General features: G+C 68.2%; 17 protein-coding genes and 1 tRNA gene. 9 read left to right on the top strand and 9 right to left on the bottom strand.

The window, feature by feature from the left end; genetic code table 11:
* Entirely contained in the window at window positions 1-504 is a 504-nt protein-coding gene (locus tag ACLARN_RS41125) for a carboxymuconolactone decarboxylase family protein (protein ID WP_409496902.1), read from the top strand.
* A gap of 287 nt (window positions 505-791) precedes the next feature.
* Here ACLARN_RS41125 and ACLARN_RS41130 read toward each other — a convergent pair whose 3' ends face one another.
* On the bottom strand, window positions 792-1,370 hold the full coding sequence (locus ACLARN_RS41130; protein WP_409496903.1) for a TetR/AcrR family transcriptional regulator: 579 nt from the start codon (window positions 1,368-1,370) through the stop codon (window positions 792-794).
* 50 nt (window positions 1,371-1,420) lie between these two features.
* On the opposite strand from ACLARN_RS41130, the gene ACLARN_RS41135 reads away from it, so the two are divergent.
* The gene (locus ACLARN_RS41135; RefSeq protein WP_409496904.1) at window positions 1,421-2,371 is read left to right on the top strand and encodes an SDR family NAD(P)-dependent oxidoreductase; all 951 of its coding nucleotides are present in this window, start codon (window positions 1,421-1,423) and stop codon (window positions 2,369-2,371) included.
* Window positions 2,372-2,393: 22 nt separating this feature from the next.
* On the opposite strand, the gene ACLARN_RS41140 is transcribed toward ACLARN_RS41135, so the two are convergent.
* From ACLARN_RS41140 to ACLARN_RS41150, 3 genes are all read right to left on the bottom strand, one after another.
* Window positions 2,394-2,465, bottom strand: a tRNA-Val gene (locus ACLARN_RS41140).
* A 38-nt stretch (window positions 2,466-2,503) separates the two neighbouring features.
* The gene (locus tag ACLARN_RS41145; RefSeq protein WP_409496905.1) at window positions 2,504-2,965 is read right to left on the bottom strand and encodes a peroxiredoxin; all 462 of its coding nucleotides are present in this window, start codon (window positions 2,963-2,965) and stop codon (window positions 2,504-2,506) included.
* A 77-nt stretch (window positions 2,966-3,042) separates the two neighbouring features.
* Window positions 3,043-3,474: a DUF3052 domain-containing protein gene (locus tag ACLARN_RS41150; protein WP_034311133.1), complete on the bottom strand. Its 432-nt coding sequence runs from the start codon at window positions 3,472-3,474 to the stop codon at window positions 3,043-3,045.
* 400 nt (window positions 3,475-3,874) lie between these two features.
* Between ACLARN_RS41150 and aceE the strand changes: the two genes are divergently transcribed.
* Both aceE and ACLARN_RS41160 read left to right on the top strand, forming a co-directional pair.
* Entirely contained in the window at window positions 3,875-6,670 is a 2,796-nt protein-coding gene (gene aceE / locus ACLARN_RS41155) for a pyruvate dehydrogenase (acetyl-transferring), homodimeric type (RefSeq protein ID WP_409496906.1), read from the top strand.
* Window positions 6,671-6,796: 126 nt separating this feature from the next.
* Entirely contained in the window at window positions 6,797-8,008 is a 1,212-nt protein-coding gene (locus tag ACLARN_RS41160) for an alpha-hydroxy-acid oxidizing protein (protein WP_409496907.1), read from the top strand.
* Here ACLARN_RS41160 and ACLARN_RS41165 read toward each other — a convergent pair.
* Window positions 7,980-8,624 (bottom strand): nicotinamide riboside transporter PnuC, encoded by a 645-nt coding sequence (locus ACLARN_RS41165; RefSeq protein WP_409496908.1) that lies wholly within the window; start codon window positions 8,622-8,624, stop codon window positions 7,980-7,982. The genes ACLARN_RS41160 and ACLARN_RS41165 overlap by 29 nt on opposite strands.
* Window positions 8,625-8,893: 269 nt before the next feature.
* Window positions 8,894-9,631, bottom strand: coding sequence for a mechanosensitive ion channel family protein (locus ACLARN_RS41170; protein WP_409496909.1), 738 nt, complete (start codon window positions 9,629-9,631; stop codon window positions 8,894-8,896).
* A 342-nt stretch (window positions 9,632-9,973) separates the two neighbouring features.
* Between ACLARN_RS41170 and ACLARN_RS41175 the strand changes: the two genes are divergently transcribed.
* From ACLARN_RS41175 to ACLARN_RS41195, 5 genes are all read left to right on the top strand, one after another.
* Entirely contained in the window at window positions 9,974-11,188 is a 1,215-nt protein-coding gene (locus ACLARN_RS41175) for a PucR family transcriptional regulator (RefSeq protein ID WP_026466794.1), read from the top strand.
* Window positions 11,189-11,542: 354 nt separating this feature from the next.
* Window positions 11,543-12,469, top strand: a complete 927-nt coding sequence (locus tag ACLARN_RS41180) for an ACP S-malonyltransferase (RefSeq protein ID WP_409496910.1) — start codon at window positions 11,543-11,545, stop codon at window positions 12,467-12,469.
* A complete protein-coding gene (locus tag ACLARN_RS41185) occupies window positions 12,466-13,449 on the top strand; it encodes a beta-ketoacyl-ACP synthase III (RefSeq protein WP_409496911.1) in 984 nt (327 codons plus the stop codon). Before ACLARN_RS41180 ends, ACLARN_RS41185 begins: the two co-directional genes overlap by 4 nt.
* 68 nt (window positions 13,450-13,517) lie before the next feature.
* On the top strand, window positions 13,518-13,763 hold the full coding sequence (locus ACLARN_RS41190) for an acyl carrier protein (RefSeq protein ID WP_004559006.1): 246 nt from the start codon (window positions 13,518-13,520) through the stop codon (window positions 13,761-13,763).
* A gap of 40 nt (window positions 13,764-13,803) precedes the next feature.
* Window positions 13,804-15,054, top strand: coding sequence for a beta-ketoacyl-[acyl-carrier-protein] synthase family protein (locus ACLARN_RS41195; RefSeq protein WP_409496912.1), 1,251 nt, complete (start codon window positions 13,804-13,806; stop codon window positions 15,052-15,054).
* A gap of 364 nt (window positions 15,055-15,418) precedes the next feature.
* Here the strand turns inward: ACLARN_RS41195 and ACLARN_RS41200 are convergent, their stop codons facing one another.
* The 3 genes from ACLARN_RS41200 to ACLARN_RS41210 all read right to left on the bottom strand — a co-directional run bounded on the left by ACLARN_RS41200 (window position 15,419) and on the right by ACLARN_RS41210 (window position 18,983).
* On the bottom strand, window positions 15,419-17,779 hold the full coding sequence (locus ACLARN_RS41200; RefSeq protein ID WP_409496913.1) for a cation-translocating P-type ATPase: 2,361 nt from the start codon (window positions 17,777-17,779) through the stop codon (window positions 15,419-15,421).
* Window positions 17,780-17,844: 65 nt separating this feature from the next.
* On the bottom strand, window positions 17,845-18,438 hold the full coding sequence (locus tag ACLARN_RS41205) for a hypothetical protein (RefSeq protein ID WP_409496914.1): 594 nt from the start codon (window positions 18,436-18,438) through the stop codon (window positions 17,845-17,847).
* A gap of 41 nt (window positions 18,439-18,479) precedes the next feature.
* A complete protein-coding gene (locus ACLARN_RS41210; protein WP_091599164.1) occupies window positions 18,480-18,983 on the bottom strand; it encodes a DUF3145 domain-containing protein in 504 nt (167 codons plus the stop codon).
* Between the last annotated feature and the right edge of the window lie 433 nt (window positions 18,984-19,416).

A 19,416-nucleotide genomic window follows, 5' to 3' on the forward strand; every position in this document is an offset into this window, starting at 1 on the left:
TTGTTCACCGATCACACCCTCGAAACCGCGCCCGAAGCCTCGCGTCGCCCGATGGAGGCGGCCATCAGGCGTCTGGGCCATCTCCCCACCGCAGTCGCCCGGCTGGCGTCGTCGCCGGAGCTGCTCGACGGGTTCTTGAAGCTCAGCGCGAGTTTCGAGAAGACCACACTGGAACCGCTCGCACGGGAGACGGTCGTGATGACCGTCGCGACGCGCAACGGCTGCGAAGTGTGTATCGAGATGCACACCGGCAAGCTGAAAAGACTTCACGCGGACGACGACGTCATCGCGGCGCTTCGCGCGGAGGAGCCCGTGCCCGACGAGCGCTTGGAAGCCGTCCGGCAGTTCACGCTGGCAGTGCTCGAAACCGCCGGCGGCGTGGACGACGAGACACTGCGGACCTTCCTCGGCCACGGCTACACCGAGCGGAACGCCCTCGAAGTGGTCATGGGCATCGGGACCTACACGATGTCGACCCTGGCGAACCGGCTCACTCGCGCGTAGTCGCTCTATGTGATCGACGGGATCACTCCTTTGGCCGCCGATCTTGATGTATCTGGGCAGTCCAGTCCGTCTCCTGTCTTGTGCAGCCGAAAGTTCGCCACCCGCGGCGCGGCGCACCGGCGGTCTGGCCTGCCGAGGGGGCAGACCAGACCGCCGAAAACCGAAGACGTTCCACAGGGGCTGGGGGTGCGTGAAGACCCCTTCACTCGGCCACGGTTTCGAAAGACCGGTCGAGTGAAGGGGCCTTCACGTGTTTAAGGCGCAATTAGTCGCCTACTTGCGGACGCTCAACGTCGCGACATCCCAGGTCGGATCGCGTCGATCAACATGTGCACGAGTTGCTCCACGCTGACCTGCCACTTGTCTTTCGCCAGATGACCACTGAGTTCCATTCCCGCGATGCCGTGCGCACTCGACATCAGCAGCGCGCCGAACCGAGGCGCGTCGGATTCGCCGACCATATCCGCGACCAGTGCCAGGAACACGCCCTCGAGACGGCCCGCGGCCTCCAGAGCGGCAGGCGTATCAGCCGGGGCACTGAACATCAGCGCGTACCGGTGCGGCCGACGGCGGGCGACGTCGATCAACGCCAGAATGGCTCGCTCCAGCCGCATGTCCGAAGTGGACTCGAGGTTCGCACGAAGGTGCTCGACGTCGTCCGCCAGTGAACTCCACGCGTTGATGGCGAGCTGGGCCAGCAGATGTTCTTTGTTCTCGAAGTGGCCGTAGGGCGCACCTCGTGAGACTCCGGCCCGAGCTCCGACCGCACGCAGGGTCACAGCGTCAGGACCGCCCTGGTCGAGCAGCTCGGAAGCAGCGCGGACAAGAGCTTGCCGCGTGGCCTCGGCGGTCTCGGTGCGGGTCACACCGGCCATTCTAGTTGACAGCGTCATCCGAACTGGGCAGGCTAATCCATATGACAGTGTCATATGAGTTGCCCGACCTGACGGGTCGCACCATCGTCGTCACCGGGACGACCTCCGGCCTCGGCCTCGCCCTCTCCGGCGCGTTGGCGGCGGCCGGTGCCCGGATCCTGATGACCGTTCGCGACGCCGAGCGTGGAGCGGCGGCCGTCGACCAGGTGCGAGCCGGGATCGACGGCACCGGGTCGGCCGAACCCGTTCTGCTCGACCTGGCCGACCTCTCCTCGGTACGGGCCGCCGCCGCGGAGATCCGGGAACGCACCGGTGACCGGATCGACGTGCTGATCAACAACGCCGCGGTATCGCTGGGGCCGCACAGCCGGACCCGGGACGGGTTCGAGCTGCAGATCGGCACCAATCACCTCGGCCCGGCCGCGCTGACCTGGCTGCTGATGCCCGCGCTGCGGGCAGCCGGAGACCGCGGGCGACCCGCCCGGGTCGTGACGACGTCCAGCCTCGGCCACCGCACCGGCGGACTCGACCTCACCGACCTGCATTGGGAGCGCCGGCGATATTCGCCAACCCGCGCCTACGGAGCCTCCAAGCTCGCGAACCTCCTGTTCGCCGCGGAGCTCGATCGGCGGCTGCGCACCGCCGGCGACCCGGTGTCGTCGATCGCCGCTCACCCGGGACTGACGACGTCACAGCTGCTGACCAACGCCCTGGCCCGCGGGAGCACGTGGAGGTCCCGCCTTCTCGTGCTGCCGGACCGATACCTCTCGCAGCCGGTCACCGCCGGTATCGCACCCCAGCTCAGCGCTGCCACGGGACCGGTCGATGGCGGCGACTACCTCGGCCCGACCGGACCTTTCGAGATCCGCGGCCCGGCCGGTCCGGCACGCCGCTCGGCGGCCGCCAAGGACCGGGGGCTCGCGAACGAGCTCTGGCAGATCACGAGCGCCACCACCAGGGTCGCACCAGACCCCGGGCAGGACCACGTCTGATTCGGGTGCCCTGTTTCGTCGGTGGGCGCAGTAGGGATCGAACCTACGACCGCTCGGGTGTAAACCGAGTGCTCTCCCGCTGAGCTATGCGCCCGGGAGGTGGCACCCGCGCACGGGTGCCACCGTGAAGACTCAGGCCAGGGAGGCCACGGCCTTCTTCCACGCCTGCTGGTCGCGCGCCTCGCCGGGCTGGTTGACCTCGGCGAACCGCACGACGCCGTTCTTGTCGATCAGGAAGGTGCCACGGGTGGCCAGGCCGGCCGTCTCGTTGAAGACGCCGTAGGCCTTCGCGACCTCACCGTGCGGCCAGAAGTCCGAAAGCAGCGGGAACTGGTAGCCCTCCTGCTCGGCCCACGCCTTGAGCGAGAACGGGGTGTCCACGGACACACCGATGACCTGGACGCCCTGGCCGTCGTAGTCCGCGAACTCGTCGCGGAGCTGGCACAGCTCACCGGTGCAGATGCCGCTGAACGCGAACGGGTAGAACACCAGCAAGACCGGCTTCTCGCCCTGGAAGGACGACAGCTTCACGGCCTGCTTGTTGTAGTCGTTGAGCGTGAAGTCCGGGGCTTGCGATCCGACCTCGACGGCCATACCGGCGGTTTCCTCTCAAAGAGCGAACAGGGGCCTGCGACGACAACCCTATCGTGTCGATCGCACGGCTCCGGAGGTCACCGCTTGGTCTTGGACGACTTCGGCGATACCAGCCGGGTGCCCGCCCATTTCGGGCCCGCACTGATGTTGGCAGTCTGCGCCAACCCGACTTGCGGCACCGCTTCGGCGATCTCGCTCGGCTCGACATGCCCTGGCTGTCCCGTCTTCGGGGTCAGTACCCAGATCACACCGTTCTCGTTCAAGGGGGTCCGGACCTCGATCAGCGTGTCGCCGAGATCACCGTCGTCCTCGCGCCACCACAGCAGCACCACGTCGATGACCTCGTCGGCGTCCTCGTCGAGGATGTCGCCGCCGATCTGTTCCTCGATCGCCGCTCGGAGGTCGTCGTCGACGTCCTCGTCCCAGCCGATCTCTTGGACCACCATGTCCGGCTTGATCCCAAGCCTTTCGGCGACGCTGCTCTGATCAGCGTCTCCCGCGGCGACCACTGCTGTCACTCCTCCAACTACGACGGAGCGTGGTGTCGCTCGGCCGGATCGACCGGGCGGGCACCACACTCGGGTACACGATGCCCGTTAGCGAACACTGGTGAGGCGCTGCGCGCAACCGTCCACACCGGATCTTGAACAACTCGTGTCGCAGCGTACGGACATTCGGACCACTCGCGCGAGGTCAATTCAGGCGCACTTGGGCGCCTCCGAACGCCCTGCTTTAGGGTGGGAGAGAAAACGCGCGCGCGATACAGGCGCGCGCGAGGCGTGTCGCAATCGGGTCCGCGAACGTTACCGATCAGTAGCGGTGACGCGAACGGAACCGGAGGACGACGATGGAAGGCGAACACGCCCGCGTACGAGCAGAACCAGCTACCACCTTTCGCAAGGAGACCCCTTGGCCCCGCAGAACGACGGCGCCTCCGGTAAGGAGACCCCGGCACGCGTACGCGTCATCCGTGACGGATTGGCGGCGCACCTGCCCGACATCGACCCGGAGGAGACTGCCGAATGGCTGGACTCCTTCGACGAGGCGCTGGCCAGGGGTGGTCAGCAGCGCGCCCGTTACTTGATGCTGCGCATCCTCGAGCGGGCCAGGGAACGCCACGTCGGCGTTCCGGCGCTGACGTCGACGGACTACGTCAACACCATCCCCACCGAGAACGAACCCTGGTTCCCCGGTGACGAGGAGATCGAGCGCCGCTACCGCGCCTACATCCGGTGGAACGCCGCGATCATGGTGCACCGCGCGCAGCGTCCCGGCGTGGGTGTCGGCGGTCACATCTCGACCTACGGCTCGTCCGCGGCGCTGTACGAAGTGGGCTTCAACCACTTCTTCCGCGGCAAGGACCACTCCAGCGGCGGCGACCAGATCTTCATCCAGGGCCACGCCTCCCCCGGCATCTACGCTCGCGCGTTCCTCGAGGGCAGGCTGACCGAGAACCAGCTGGACGGGTTCCGCCAGGAGTACTCGCACGCGGGTGAGGGCGGCGGCCTGCCGTCGTACCCGCACCCCCGGCTGATGCCGGAGTTCTGGGAGAACCCGACCGTGTCCATGGGCCTCGGCCCGATGAACGCGATCTACCAGGCCCGGTTCAACCGCTACCTGCGCGATCGCGGCATCAAGGACACCACCGACCAGCACGTCTGGGCGTTCCTCGGCGACGGCGAGATGGACGAGCCGGAATCGCGCGGCCTCATCCACGTGGCCGCGGGCGAGGGCCTCGACAACCTGACCTTCGTGATCAACTGCAACCTGCAGCGGCTCGACGGCCCGGTGCGCGGCAACGGCAAGATCATCCAGGAGCTGGAGTCGTACTTCCGCGGCGCCGGCTGGAACGTCATCAAGGTCATCTGGGGCCGCGAGTGGGACTCGCTGCTGCACGCGGACCGCGACGGCGCGCTGGTCAACCTGATGAACACCACGCCGGACGGCGACTTCCAGACCTACAAGGCCAACGACGGCGCCTTCGTCCGTGAGCACTTCTTCGGCCGCGACCCGCGGACCAAGGAACTGGTCAAGGACCTCACCGACGCCGACGTCTGGAACCTCAAGCGCGGCGGGCACGACTACCGCAAGGTCTACGCGGCCTACAAGTCGTCGCTGGAGCACCACGGCCAGCCGACGGTGATCCTGGCCCACACCATCAAGGGCTACGGCCTCGGCCCGTCCTTCGAGGGCCGCAACGCCACGCACCAGATGAAGAAGCTCACCCTCGACGACCTCAAGCTGTTCCGGGACGCCCAGCGCATCCCGATCAGCGACGAGGAACTCGAGCGCGACCCGAAGCTGCCGCCGTACTACCACCCTGGCAAGGACTCGGCGGAGATCGAGTACATGATCGGCCGCCGCAAGGCGCTCGGCGGGTTCCTGCCGGAGCGTCGCCCGAAGGCCTCGAAGGCGCTCGTGCTGCCCGGTGACAAGGTCTACGAAGGCATCCGCAAGGGCTCAGGCAAGCAGGAGGTCGCCACCACGATGGCGTTCGTCCGGCTCGTCCGCGAGCTGGCGAAGGACTCCGAGATCGGCAAGCGGATCGTCCCGATCATCCCGGACGAGGCGCGCACCTTCGGCCTCGACTCGATGTTCCCGACGGCCAAGATCTACAACCCGCACGGCCAGACCTACACGTCGGTCGACGCGAGCCTGATGCTGGCCTACAAGGAGTCCGAAAAGGGCGTCATCCTGCACGAGGGCATCAACGAGGCGGGTTCCACCGCGTCGTTCACCGCCGTCGGCACCTCGTACGCCACGCACGGCGAGCCGATGATCCCGATCTACATCTTCTACTCGATGTTCGGGTTCCAGCGGACCGGTGACGGCCTCTACGCGGCGGCGGACCAGATGGCCCGCGGATTCGTGCTCGGCGCCACCGCCGGCCGCACCACGCTGACCGGTGAGGGCCTCCAGCACGCCGACGGGCACTCGCTGCTGCTGGCGGCCACCAACCCGGCCGTCGTGGCCTACGACGCGGCGTGGTCGTTCGAGATCGCCCACATCGTGCGGGACGGTCTGCGCCGGATGTACGGCGAGACCGGGCCGGACGGCAACGGCGAGAACATCTTCTACTACATGACGATCTACAACGAGCCCTACCAGCAGCCCGCCGAGCCGGAGAACCTCGACGTCGACGGCCTGCTCAAGGGTCTGTACCGCTACGCCGACGCCCCGTCGGGCGACGGTCCGGAGGCGCAGATCCTGGTGTCCGGTGTCACCATGCCGGACGCGCTCCGCGCGCAGCGGATGCTCGCCGAGGAGTGGGGCGTCCGCGCGGCCGTGTGGTCGGCGACGTCGTGGACCGAGCTGCGGCGCGAGGCCGTCGCGATCGACCACGACAACCTGCTGCACCCTGGCGACTCCCCGCGCGTGCCGTACGTCACGGAGAAGCTGTCCGGCGTGAACGGACCGGTCGTCGCGGTTTCGGACTGGATGCGTGCCGTGCCGGACCTGATCCGCCCGTGGGTGCCGACCGACATGCTGACGCTGGGCACCGACGGGTTCGGGTTCTCCGACACCCGCCCGGCCGCCCGGCGGAAGTTCCTGGTCGACGCGCAGTCGATCGTGGTCGGCACGCTGAGCGCGCTCGCCAAGCGCGGCGAGGTCGACCAGGCGAAGGTGGTGGAGGCGGCGCGGAAGTACCGCCTCGACGACGTCGCCGCCGCGGGGCCGCAGTTGTCGGACTCCGGCAGCGCCTGACGCTGAGATGAAGGGGCCTTTCATTGCAAAATTTGCGATGAAAGGCCCCTTCATTGCGTCCGGCGGCGAAGCGGTTAGGGTTAGACATCGGATGTTTCTGAGGGTAAGCGGGAAGGGTGAGTGAGTGTGACCAAGCGTCGACTGCCGAAGCCGAGTGAGCTGAAGCAGATCCTGCGGCCGAAGCCGATCGTGCTCAACCCGACCGAACGGCGGCTGGCAGGCGCGCACACGATCGCCGACCTTCGGATGCTCGCCCGCAAGCGGACGCCGAGGGCGGCGTTCGACTACACCGACGGCGCCGCGGAGCTGGAGGACAGCCTCCGCCGCGCCCGGCAGGCCTTCCGCAGCGTGGAATTCCACCCGAACATCCTCCGTGGCGTGTCCGATGTGGACACCAGCAAGGAGATCCTCGGCAAGCGTTCGGCGCTGCCGTTCGCGTTCGCGCCGACCGGGTTCACCCGGATGATGAACCACGAGGGCGAGTCCGCGGTGGGCCGCGTCGCGCAGCGCAACGGCATCCCGATGGGGTTGTCGACGATGGCGACGACGTCGATCGAAGACCTCGCGGCCGCCGCGCCGGAGGCCCGCAAGTGGTTCCAGCTCTATGTCTGGCACGACCACAAGGCGGGCGAAGATCTGATGAATCGCGCCTGGGCGGCCGGCTTCGACACCCTCATGCTGACGGTGGACACCCCGGTCGCGGGTGCGCGGCTGCGCGACGTCCGCAACGGGCTGACGATCCCGCCCGCGCTCACCCTCAAGACGTTCGTCGACGGCGCGATGCATCCGTCGTGGTGGTTCAACCTGCTGACCACCGAGCCGCTGACCTTCGCGTCGTTGAGCCACTTCGACGGCACGGTCGCCGAACTGCTCAACCAGCTCTTCGACCCCACCCTGAACTACGACGACCTCGACTGGGTCCGCCAGACCTGGCCGGGCAAGCTCGTGATCAAGGGCGTCCAGAACGTCGACGACGCGCGTGACGTGGTCAAGCACGGCGCCGACGCGGTCCTGCTGTCCAACCACGGCGGCCGTCAGCTCGACCGCGCGCCGACGCCGATCGAGCTACTGCCCGCAGTGCTCGACGAGATCCAGGGCGACGCCGAGGTGTGGGTCGACACCGGCATCCTCTCCGGCGGCGACATCGTGGCGGCGATCGCGCGCGGCGCCGACGCGGTGCTCATCGGGCGCGCGTTCCTCTACGGCCTGATGGCCGGGGGCGAGCGCGGCGTTCAGCGGTGTGTGGACATCCTGCGCACCGAGATCGTCCGGACCATGCAGCTGCTGGGCGTCCGTACCCTGGACGACCTCAAGCCCTCGCACGCGACGATGCGCTGACCACCTCGGTACGGACCTGCTTCGCCGTGCGGTTCCAGCTCCACCAGCCGTGTACGACCAGCCCGGCGAACACGATGTAGACCGCGGCGGAGAAGTACAGGCCCGAAGACAGCTGGAGCGGGACGCCGATCGCATCGACGACCAGCCACACCAGCCAGAACTCGACGAGACCGGCACCCTGCGCGGCGAAGGCGACCAGCGTGCCGACGAAGATCGCGGCGTCCGGCCATGGCGCCCACGACGCGTTCAGCGCGTCGAGCACCAGGGCCATCGCGGTGGTGCCGATCGCGAACGCGCCGATCATCGCCAGCCGTTCGGCGGGACGGCCCTTGCGGACGACGACGCCGTAGACCGGGTCGCTGCGACGGGACCACGCCCACCAGCCGTAGATCGAGATGGCGAGGATCGCGATCTGCCTGGTGGCGAGCCCGCCGAGGTGCGCGGAGAGGTAGACCGAGAACAGTAGAACGGTGGCGCCGACCTGGACCGGCCAGGTCCACAGCGTGCGGCGTTGTGCCAGGAAGACCACGGCCAGCGCGAAGATCTGCCCCGCCAGTTCGGCGAAGGAGATCCACTGTCCGAGCACCGTGACACCGTTGTGCAGCAGGAAGTCCACGTCCGCGCCCCTCTCCGTCTACCGCTCCAACATGCTCCGCCGCGACACCATTCCCTAGAGAGTGTGAGGTGCGGAACAGGACGGCGGGTAGCCGAAGGGGACTTTGCCCGCGTGAGATGCCACGAAGGGGCCCTTCACCGCGGGAATCCAAGCCGGGCGCGCAGCGCCTCCGTTGAGGGCGGCGGCGGGGGCATGGATGGAACGGCGATGGGCCCCTTCAGCTCCACGCGGGCCCGGTGCCTTCCTCGATCACCGGGCCCGCGGGATGCTCAGGAATCTACGCGACCGATGCCCACGGGCGACGTCGGCGGCTCCGAACGGACTTCCTGCTTGCCTGTGCCCGGCTCCAGCTGGCCCTGCAGATTGGCCAGCCAGCCCTGCCAGCGGTCCTGCGCGGGTTTGATCAGGCCGCCGCCGAAGCCGACGACGATCACGCCGCCGATGGTGGCGAGCACGGCCACTAGAACCGGCCCCGTCACGGCCGTCGCGATGTTCACCTGGCCGAGCGCGGCGATGACGCCGAACGCCACGATCAGCCAGTAGGCGATCGTGCCGAGCAGCCGTCCGGCCGGGCGGCCCGACAGCGCACTGGTCACCAGGTCGCGGACCACCTTCGCGACGGCGGCCGCGACGATCACCAGCACCAGCGCGACCAGGACCCGCGGCAGGAACGCGATGATGTCGTTGAGCAACGCGCTGACCGGATTGCTCTCACCGAATACGCCGAACGCGAGCTGCAAGGCGATCAGGAGAATGAAGTAGTACACGAGTTTGACGAGGATCCCGCCGGCGTCGACATTCGCTTGTTTGAGCGTTCCCGTGAGTCCGGTCTTCTCGATGAGCTTGCCGAATCCGATCTTCGACAGAACCAGTCCCAATGCCTTTGACACGGCCTTCGCGATCAACCAGCCGATGAGCAGGATGATCAGGAATCCGGCCAGTTTGGGCACGAAGGTGGCGACAAGGTTCCATGCTTGCCCCAGACCGTCTTTCAGCTGCTCGCCCACGGCGAACTCCCTCCTCTGCACATCCGCACCGGACACCGGCGCGGCTTGCGAGGGATCGTTGATCACGGGCACCTCACTGGCAACTCGGCGACCCACGATCGAGTGAGTGAACTAGCGGGAAAAGATCCACAAGTCCCATACTTGTTCTACCGGTGGGGACCGGGGAGACGAGGCCGTCCGGCGCAGCGAAAAACGCTAGCGCCGGGCGGCCTCGAGTTTTAGGCAAACACCTTTCACAATTCATCGCCGCGCATAACGCGACGTCTGTCCACTTCGGACACGAAGCCCGTCCGGCCGCAGGACGAGGGCCATCTCACCCTGGCGGACTAGGATCGGCTGACCATGGCTGATGCGACTTCCGGACGGCATGTGCCCAAGCACCACGGGCTGTCCGCCAAGACCCTCCGGCGGCTCGAACACGCCTCCGGCCGTCTCGCGAGCGCGAGCGTGGCGGTGATGGAGGAACGACTGAGCTGGTTCGCCCGCCTTCCCGCCGACCAGCGCGCGAGCGTCCTGCTGATCACCCAGGCGGGTGCCGCCGGTTTCGTCGACTGGCTCCGCGACGCGAAGGAGGCGCTCTCCCTCACCACCGAGGCGTTCCGCGAAGCGCCCGCCGAACTGTCCCGCTGGGTGAGCCTGCGGCAGGCGGTCGGGATGGTGCGGCTGGCGATCGAGGTTTTCGAGGAACAACTGCCGGAATTCGCCGCGAACGAGGCGGAACGCGCCGCGCTGATCGAGGGGATCCTGCGCTATGGCCGGGAGATCGCGTTCGCCGCCGCCAACTCCTACGCGGCCGCCGCCGAGGCGCGCGGTGCCTGGGACGCGCGACTGGAGGCGCTGGTCGTCGACGGCATCGTCCGCGGTGACGCCGAGGAGGCCGTGCTCTCCCGTGCGGCCGCGCTCGGCTGGGATCCGGCCGCGCCCGCCACCGCGCTGGTCGGCACCCCGACGTCGGACGACCCGCCCGCCGTCGTGTTCGAGGTGCGCAGCCGCGCCGCGCGGGTGGGGCGCCCCGTCCTGCTTTCGGTGCAGGGGTCCCGGCTGGTCGTGGTCGTCGCCGGGCCCACCGACGGCAGCGTCAAGGACCGCGAGATCCTCACCAAACTGTCCGTCGCCTTCGCCGAGGGCCCGGTCGTCGCCGGGCCGACGGTGCCCACCCTCGCCGAAGCGCACCACAGCGCGACAGAGGCGCTCTCCGGCCTGCGTGCCGTCGTCGGCTGGCCCGGTGCGCCGCGGCCCGCGAGATCGATCGACCTGCTGCCGGAACGCGCGTTGTCCGGCGATCCCGAGGCGGAACGCCTGCTCGTGGAGCAGATCGCCCGGCCGCTGGAGGAGGCGGGCCCGGCGCTGCTGCGGACGGTGGAGACCTACCTCGACAGCGGCGGTGTCCTGGAGACCTGCGCGCGGACGCTGTTCGTGCATCCGAACACCGTCCGGTACCGGTTGCGGAAGGCGGCCGAACTCACCGGCCGCCACGCCGCCGAATCGCGCGACGCCTGGGTGCTGAAGGTGGCGCTGACGGTCGGGCGGCTGGCCCGGGCCCGCGGGCTCTGGTAAACCCGGTGGCAAGCGAGTGTTCTAGCGCGTGAAGGCCCCCTTCCCTCGGCTCAGCCGAAGAAACTCGACCTTCACACCTTGCCAAGTACGCCGGTACCGCGTGGGCCGGGGTGGTCGTGCCTCGGGCAAGGGCGGCACCCGCTGAACTCGGCCGGGCCCGCGGGCTCCGGTAAACCCGTTGGTAACTCTGCGCAGTGATAGACTTCATAGGGAAAGCTGGTTGAACCCGACAAGGCTTTTGGGTTAAGCACAGTGATCAGGAAGGCACTTTTGGAGGGTTCCTACAATTACACCCGCAGGACTTGGTGAGCGTCGGCATCCCGACCTTGGTGGCCGAGAGTGTTCCCTAGTGGGGTGACAGCAGCAGTCCTCGCCCCCGGTCAGGGTTCCCAAGCCCCAGGCATGCTCTCCCCTTGGCTCGAGCTCGACGGTGCCCGCGCGCGCGTCGAAGCCTGGTCCGAGCGGGCCGGTCTCGATCTCGTCCGCCTCGGCACCGAAGCGGACGCCGAAGAGATCCAGGACACCGCGATCACCCAGCCGCTGATCGTGGCGCTGTCGCTGCTGGCGTTCGAGCACCTCCAGCGTGAGGCCCCGGTCGCCGCGGACGCGCCGGTCGCCGGTCACTCCGTCGGTGAGCTGGCCGCCGCCGCCATCGCCGGGGTGCTGAGCCCCGAAGACGCCGTCGCGCTGGCCGCCATCCGCGGCGCGGAGATGGCGAAGGCGTGCGCGCTGGAGCCGACGAGCATGGCCGCCGTCATGCTCGGTGACCCGGAGCAGGTCGTCGCCTGGCTCGAAGGCCACGGCCTCACCGCCGCGAACCGCAACGGCGCGGGCCAGATCGTCGCCTCCGGCGCCGCCGACGCGATCGAGAAGATCGTGGCCGAGCCGCTCGAAGGCACCAAGGTCCGCGCGCTCAAGGTCGCGGGCGCGTTCCACACGGCGTACATGGCCCCCGCGCAGGCGGCGCTCGCCGACCAGGCTGCGAAGATCACCCCGGCGGACCCGACGCGTCCGCTGCTGTCGAACGCCGACGGCCAGGTCGTCACCAGCGGGGCCGAGTACCTCGACCGGCTGGTCAAGCAGGTCACGAACCCGGTGCGCTGGGACCTGACCATGAACGGTCTGGTCTCCGCGGGCGTCACCACGACGCTCGAACTGCCGCCGGCGGGCACGCTGACCGGACTGGTCAAGCGGCAGCTCAAGGGAACCGTGACCACCACCATCGCGCTGAAGACGCCGGCCGAGCTGGCGAAGCTTCACGGGCAGGAGGACGCTTCGTGACCGACCGATCCACCTTGCGGCAGACGACGGGCGCCGCCGGTAGCCGCATTCTCGGTGTCGGAAGCTTCCAACCCGAGAAGATCGTGACCAACGACGATCTGTCGCAGATCATGGACACCAACGACCAGTGGATCCGCGAACGGGTCGGCATCATCGAGCGCCGGTTCGCCGAGAAGGACGAGTCGCTGGTCGACATGGCGGTCAAGGCGGGTACGGCGGCACTCGCCGACGCCGGGGTGGATCCGTCCGAAGTGGACACGGTCATCCTGCCGAACTGCACGATGCCCACCCAGATCCCGAACGCCGCCGCCCAGGTCGCCGACCGGATCGGGATCACGCATCCGGCCGCGTTCGACCTCAACGCCGCCTGCGCCGGGTTCTGCTACGGCCTCGGTGTCGCCTCGGACCTGATCCGGGCGGGCAGCACGAAGAAGGCGCTCGTCATCGGCGCCGAGAAGCTCACCGACCACGTCGACCCGGTAGACCGCGCGAACGCGATCATCTTCGCCGACGGCGCCGGCGCGGCGGTGGTCGGCGCGGCCGACACCCCGCGGATCGGCCCGGTCGCCTGGGGCAGCGCTGGTGAGCACGTCGACCTCATCTACATGCGCGACGACAAGTGGATCTACCAGGAAGGCCAGTCGGTCTTCCGCTGGGCGACCACGCAGATCGCGCCGATCGCGTTGCGGGCACTGGAGATCGCCGGACTCGAACCGTCCGATGTGGACGTGCTGATCCCGCACCAGGCCAACCTGCGCATCGTCGAGGCCATCGCCAAGAAGCTGCGCGCCAAGGGCGCCCGCGAGGACATGGTCGTGGCCGACGACATCAAGTACTCGGGCAACACCTCGTCCGCGTCCATCCCCCTCGCGCTGGACCACATGCGCAAAGCGGGCACCGCGAAGCAGGGCGACGTCGTGCTCGCCGTCGGCTTCGGTGCCGGACTCTCCTACGCGGGCCAGGCCTTCATCTGCCCGTGATGAATACTTCCCCCGCGGGCGCCGTGCCCGCGGGGCAGCCAAAAGCATCACCGAGAAGGGAACAACCAGTGGCAGACAACGCAGAGATCCTCGCCGGCCTCGCCGAGATCGTCGAAGAGGTCGCCGGTGTGGCGCAGGACGACGTGACCGCCGAGAAGTCCTTCGTGGACGACCTCGACATCGACTCGCTGTCCATGGTGGAGATCGCTGTTCAGGCCGAGGACAAGTTCGGCGTCAAGATCCCGGACGACGAGCTGGCGAACCTGAAGACCGTTGGCGACGCGGTGAACTACGTGTCCGCCAACTCCAAGTAAGTCACCAGTACTTGATGGCGCCGACCTTGGGGAGACTCCAATGAGCAACATCGACGTCGTGATCACCGGGCTGGGTGCCACCACGCCGCTCGGCGGGGACGTCACGTCCACGTGGGACGGCCTGCTCGGCGGTGAGAGTGGCATCCGCCTGCTCGAAGCCGACTGGGTCGACGAGCTCGACCTGCCGGTGAAGATCGGTGCCACGCTCGCCGTGGATCCGTCCGAGGTCCTCCCTCGGGTCCAGGCTCGCCGCCTGGACAGGTGCGAGCAGGTGGCGCTCATCGCCGCGCGTCAGGCTTGGGCGGACGCGGGCTTCGAGCAGCCGACCGATGAGCATCAGGATGTGGACCCCGAGCGCCTGGGGGTGACCATCGGCACCGGTGTCGGCGGTCCGGTCACCCTGATCTCACAGAACGACCTCCTGCACAAGCAGGGCCTCCGCAAGGTGTCCCCGCTGACCGTGCCGATGCTGATGCCGAACGGTCCGGCCGCACACGTCGGCATCGACCTCAAGGCCCGCGCCGGCGTGCACTCGCCGGCCTCGGCCTGTGCCTCGGGTGCGGAAGGTATCGCCGCCGGCTACGAGATGATCCGGACCGGCCGGGCCGACGTCGTGGTCGCCGGTGGCGCCGAGGCGTGCATCCACCCGATCACCCTCGCCGGGTTCGCCCAGGCGAGGACGGTGTCCACCCGCAACGACGATCCCACGAAGGCCTCGCGGCCGTTCGACGCGAACCGCGACGGTTTCGTGCTCGGCGAGGGCTCCGGCGTCGTGATCCTGGAGCGGGCCGACCGCGCCAAGGCCCGCAACGCGCGGATCTACGCGCAGCTGAGCGGATTCGGGATCACCTCGGACGCGTACCACATCACGGGTAACCACCCCGAAGGCATCGGCCAGATCGCCGCCATGCGCGCGGCGATGAAGATGGCCGGGGTCTCCCCTTCCGACGTCGGGCACGTCAACGCGCACGCGACCTCCACGGTCGTCGGCGACGTCGGCGAGGCCGCGGCGATCCGCAAGGCCGTCGGCGACCACACCGTGGTGACCGCTCCCAAGGGCGCACTCGGGCACCTGGTCGGCGGCGCGGGCGCGGTCGAGGGCATCGCCACGATCCTGGCGATCTACCACGGCCTGATCCCAGCCACGCTGAACCTCGAGGACCTGGACCCGAAGGTGCAGCTCGACGTCGTGGCGGGCGAGGCCCGCAAGGCGGAGCTGACCGCGGCGATCAGCAACTCGTTCGGTTTCGGCGGGCACAACACGGCGCTGCTGTTCACTCCGGCGGCCTGACGCCTCATAGGTACGTGAAGGCCCCCTTCCTTGCGCTAGGCGCAAGGAAGGGGGCCTTCACGTACTTGGCGGAACAGCAGCGCGCATATCGAGCTTTTTCCATCTTGGGTGAGGGCTGAAGGGGACTTTCCCCGCATGACACGCAGGGAAAGCGTCCTTCACGTCGCGAGGCCGCGACGATCCGCTCCCACACCGGGCTAACGACGTAGCGAAGGCCTCCTTCCCTACTCTCACGGTAGGGAAGGAGGCCTTCACGGACACCTCGGTCGACACCCCGGCAGCAGGATCAAAAATGTGATGAACGGGACTTTCATTGCAAATTTTGCAATGAAAGTCCCGTTCATCACATCCGAAGCTTGGCCTGTCAGGCCTCGGAGCGTTTCACCAGATGCCGCCCGATCCACCAGGCGGCCTCCACCAGCACGATCCCCACCCCGGCACAGGCGAACGCCGAGAGCGTGTACGCGCTCACACTCGGGTCCAGCGCGAAGAACTTCTGCGTGAACGGGATCAGGAACAGCGCGAGCGTCAGCACGACCATCCCGCCGATCAGCAGGATCTTCCACCACTTGTACGGCCGCGCGACGATCCCGAGCACCCACAGCGCGATCGCGATGAGCGTGATCAGCGCGGTGGTCCCTGCTTGGATCTTGTCCACTTCGGACTGTCCGGGTCCCTTGTACACCAGCAGATAGCTTATGAACGTCGCCGTGGCGATGACCAGCCCGGCCGGGACGGCCATCCGCATCACCCTGCCGACGAAGCCGGTGCGGGCGCGTTCGTTGTTCGGCGCCAGCGAAAGCACGAAGGCGGGCAGGCCGATCGTGAACCAGGCGGTGATCGTGATGTGCCGCGGCAGGAACGGGAACGGTACCTGCGCGATGCCGACCATCAGCGCCAGCAGCACCGAGTAGACCGTCTTGGTGAGGAACAGGTTCGAGACGCGCTCGATGTTGCCGATCACCCGGCGGCCCTCGGCGACGACGTACGGCAGGGTGGCGAACTTGTCGTCCAGCAGCACGATCTGCGCGACCGCGCGGGTGGCCGGGCTGCCGGCGCCCATGGCGACGCCGATGTCCGCGTCCTTCAGCGCGAGGACGTCGTTGACGCCGTCGCCGGTCATCGCGACGGTGTGGCCCTTCGACTGCAGCGCCCCGACCATCGCGCGTTTCTGCAACGGGGTCACGCGGCCGAAGACGGCGCGCTCCTCCACGGTGTCGGCCAGTTTTTCGGCGTCGTCCGGCAGTTTCCGCGCGTCGACGGGCTGGTCCGCGCCGGGCAGGTCGAGCGTCCCCGCGACGGCGCCGACGGAGATGGCGTTGTCGCCGGAGATGACCTTCACCGCGACGTCCTGATGCGCGAAGAAGTCCAGAGTGTCCTTCGCGTCCGGACGGACCTTCTGCTCCAGCACCACGAGCGCGACCGGTTCGATGTCGCCGGGGCCCTCGGCCGCGTCGACGGCGCGTGCGGCACGGCCCAGCAGCAGGACGCGCAGACCGCGCGAGCCGATCTTCTCGGCCTCCGCCCGGTGCTCCCCCTCGGGCAGCAGGACGTCGGCCGCGCCGAGCACCCAGTCGCCGTCGGCACCGAACGACGCGCCACTCCACTTACGCGCCGAGGAGAACGGCATCGTCGTGGAAACCCGCCAGCCCGGATCGGTCCCGTGCGCCTCCGCGATGGCCTGGAGGCTCGCGTTCGGGCGCGGATCGGCGGCGGCGAGCGCGGCCAGCACGTCGTCCACCGGGTGGCCGGGGGTGATTTCCCGGACCTCGGAAAGCCGCATCGCGTTCTCGGTGAGCGTCCCGGTCTTGTCCGCGCACACCACGTCGACCCGGGCGAGCCCCTCGATCGCCGGGAGCTCCTGCACCAGGCACTGGCGCTTGCCGAGCCGGATGACGCCGACCGCGAGCGCGACGCTGGTCATCAGCACCAGGCCCTCGGGCACCATCGGCACGAGCGCCGCGACCATACCGCGCAGCGCGTCCGGCCACGCCTGGTCGCCCGCGAGCTGGTTGTAGATGGTCAGCGCGCCCGCCGGGATGAGCAGGTAGGTGATGAACTTGAGGATTTTGTCGATGCCCTGCCGCAGTTCCGACTTCACCAGGGTGAACTTGCTGGCCTCCGCGGCCAGTTTCGCGGCGTAGGACTCGTCTCCGATGATGTCCGCGCGGTAGGTGCCGCTGCCCGCGACGACGAAGCTGCCGGACAGCACCTTGTCGCCGGGCTGCTTGACCACCGGATCGGATTCGCCGGTCAGCAGTGACTCGTCGACCTCCAGGGCCTCGGCCGTCAGCGTCGGGCCGTCGACGACGATCTTGTCGCCAGGGCCCAGTTCGACGAGGTCTCCGAGGACGACGTCTTCCGGGGCGATCTCGACGCTCTGCCCGTCACGGCGGACGGTCGGTTTCGCCTGACCCACGATGGCGAGCCGTTCCAGGGTTCGTTTCGCCCGGAGTTCCTGGATGATGCCGACCGCGCTGTTGACGATGATCAGTCCGCCGAACAGCCCGTCGATGAAGTAACCCGTCGACAGGATGAGAACGAACAGCACCCCGTAGATCGCGTTGATCCGGGTGAAGACGTTCGCGCGGATGATCTCGCCGGTGGTCCGGCTGGTCTTCGTGGAGACCGTGTTGGTCCTGCCCGCGGCGACACGCTCGGCGACCTCTTCGCTGGAGAGTCCCCTCGAGGCGTCGGTCAGCAGGGCCGGCTGATCAATTGCCATGTCGCGACTCTATTCGGCACCGGCTCCCGCACGCGTCAGCCTGGGGGACCATGTCGACCCCTACTTCAGCATTTTTCGTGTTCGGGGTTGGTGCCGCCTTCGGTGGTGTCGACCCGCCAGGACCCGCTCTCCAGCCTCAGCGGCAGCACCAGCCGCCACCGGATGCACCCCTCCGGCAGGTACACCGGTGCGTCGTCGACGTCCTGTGTGCTGGTGAAGGCGACGAGGACCCGGAGCGTGCTCGGCGCGCCCGGCTCGATGCGGTAGACGAGGATGGTGCCGTCCCGAGTGGACTGATAGTCCTTCTTCCACTCCACCGCGGTCTTGGTCTTGGCCCGTTCCCGGGTGACCACCGAAGTCCACTTCAGATAGTCGCGGTCGTTGATGGAGTCGAAATATCCCTGTAGCACCTGCCGGACGCTCTGGTACTGCGGATGCGCGACGACGTCGGGCGTCACTTCGACGGCGGGCGATCCGGGCTGCGCGTCCGGGGCGACGGACGACGGCGAAGCGCTCACGACCGGTTCGGTGGGCGCGGCCTCGGGGCGGAGGTAGAGATCGCGCGCCAGCAGACCGACTCCGACGGTCAGGGAGATCACCACCACGAGGACGGGGATCAGCCACCGCTGGCGAGAAGTGGGGCGAGGCTGGGCGGTCACCCCGAAAGGTTAGCCGCCCGCCTCTTCCGACTTCACGCCGTCTACCCGACCTGGTGCAGCCAGGTGACGGGAGCACCGTCGCCGGCGTGCCGGTACGGTTCGAGCGCTTCGTCCCAATTGGCGGCGAGGAGCTCATCGAGCTTGTGCGCCAGCGATTCCCCGGTGCGCACCTTGCTCACGAGCGCGCGCAGCTGGTCTTCGCCCACGACGATGTCGCCGTTGGCGCTGGTCCTGCCGTGCCACAGGCCGAGACCCGGAGCGAAACAGAACCTCTCTCCGTCGACCCCCGCACTGGGCTCTTCGGTGACTTCGAACCGGATCATCGGCCACGCCTTGAGCGCGGACGCCAGCTTTCCGCCGGTGCCCGAAGGCGCACGCCAACCACATTCGGCGCGGAGCTGTCCTGGACTGGCGGGCTGCGCCGTCCACTTCAACTCGACTCGGGCACCCAGGGTGCCCGAAATGGCCCACTCGACGTGCGGACAGACCGCAGACGGCGACGAGTGGACGTACACCACGCCACGGGTGTTGCCACGGGTGCTCACTGCTGACCTCCGCTACTCGACGAGGGGCGTCTTCCCCTACGACCTCGCGAGCTGCGCTGGTCAGGTGGCTCGTGCCGCCTCCCGGTACGCGTGAGCACATTGTGCACCCCAACTGTGCTGTTTGGCCACATGAACCCCACAAGTCGCACCTGATTGGGACGCGGGACTCCGCGTGAAGGCCCCCTTCACGCGGCTGAGCTGAGGGAAGGGGGCCTTCACGCGGGTTAACCCTGGGCACGGTCGGCGTAATCGCGGGTGACCCCGGAGACGATGTCCCCAATGTGGCATTGGGGACGTTGAGCGCCTCCAATGCCACATTGGGGACTTTTCATCTTGGTCTTGGCTGGTGGGGTGGGGTTGACCGGGTGTGTTAATGCCGGGGTGGGGTGGTGCTTGTCAGATGTGCCGGGTGCGTTGTTCGTGCTGGATGAGC

Origin of the sequence: Amycolatopsis sp. cmx-11-12 (assembly GCF_046269425.1) — a bacterium.
Lineage (GTDB): Bacteria > Actinomycetota > Actinomycetes > Mycobacteriales > Pseudonocardiaceae > Amycolatopsis.

Coding starts and splice junctions, on each gene's coding strand:
- ACLARN_RS41135 (WP_409496904.1), top strand. CDS start 1,421: ATGACAGTGTCATATGAGTTGCCCGACCTGACGGGTCGCACCATCGTC.
- ACLARN_RS41145 (WP_409496905.1), bottom strand. CDS start 2,965: ATGGCCGTCGAGGTCGGATCGCAAGCCCCGGACTTCACGCTCAACGAC.
- ACLARN_RS41175 (WP_026466794.1), top strand. CDS start 9,974: ATGGCTGATGCGACTTCCGGACGGCATGTGCCCAAGCACCACGGGCTG.
- ACLARN_RS41195 (WP_409496912.1), top strand. CDS start 13,804: ATGAGCAACATCGACGTCGTGATCACCGGGCTGGGTGCCACCACGCCG.
- ACLARN_RS41200 (WP_409496913.1), bottom strand. CDS start 17,779: ATGGCAATTGATCAGCCGGCCCTGCTGACCGACGCCTCGAGGGGACTC.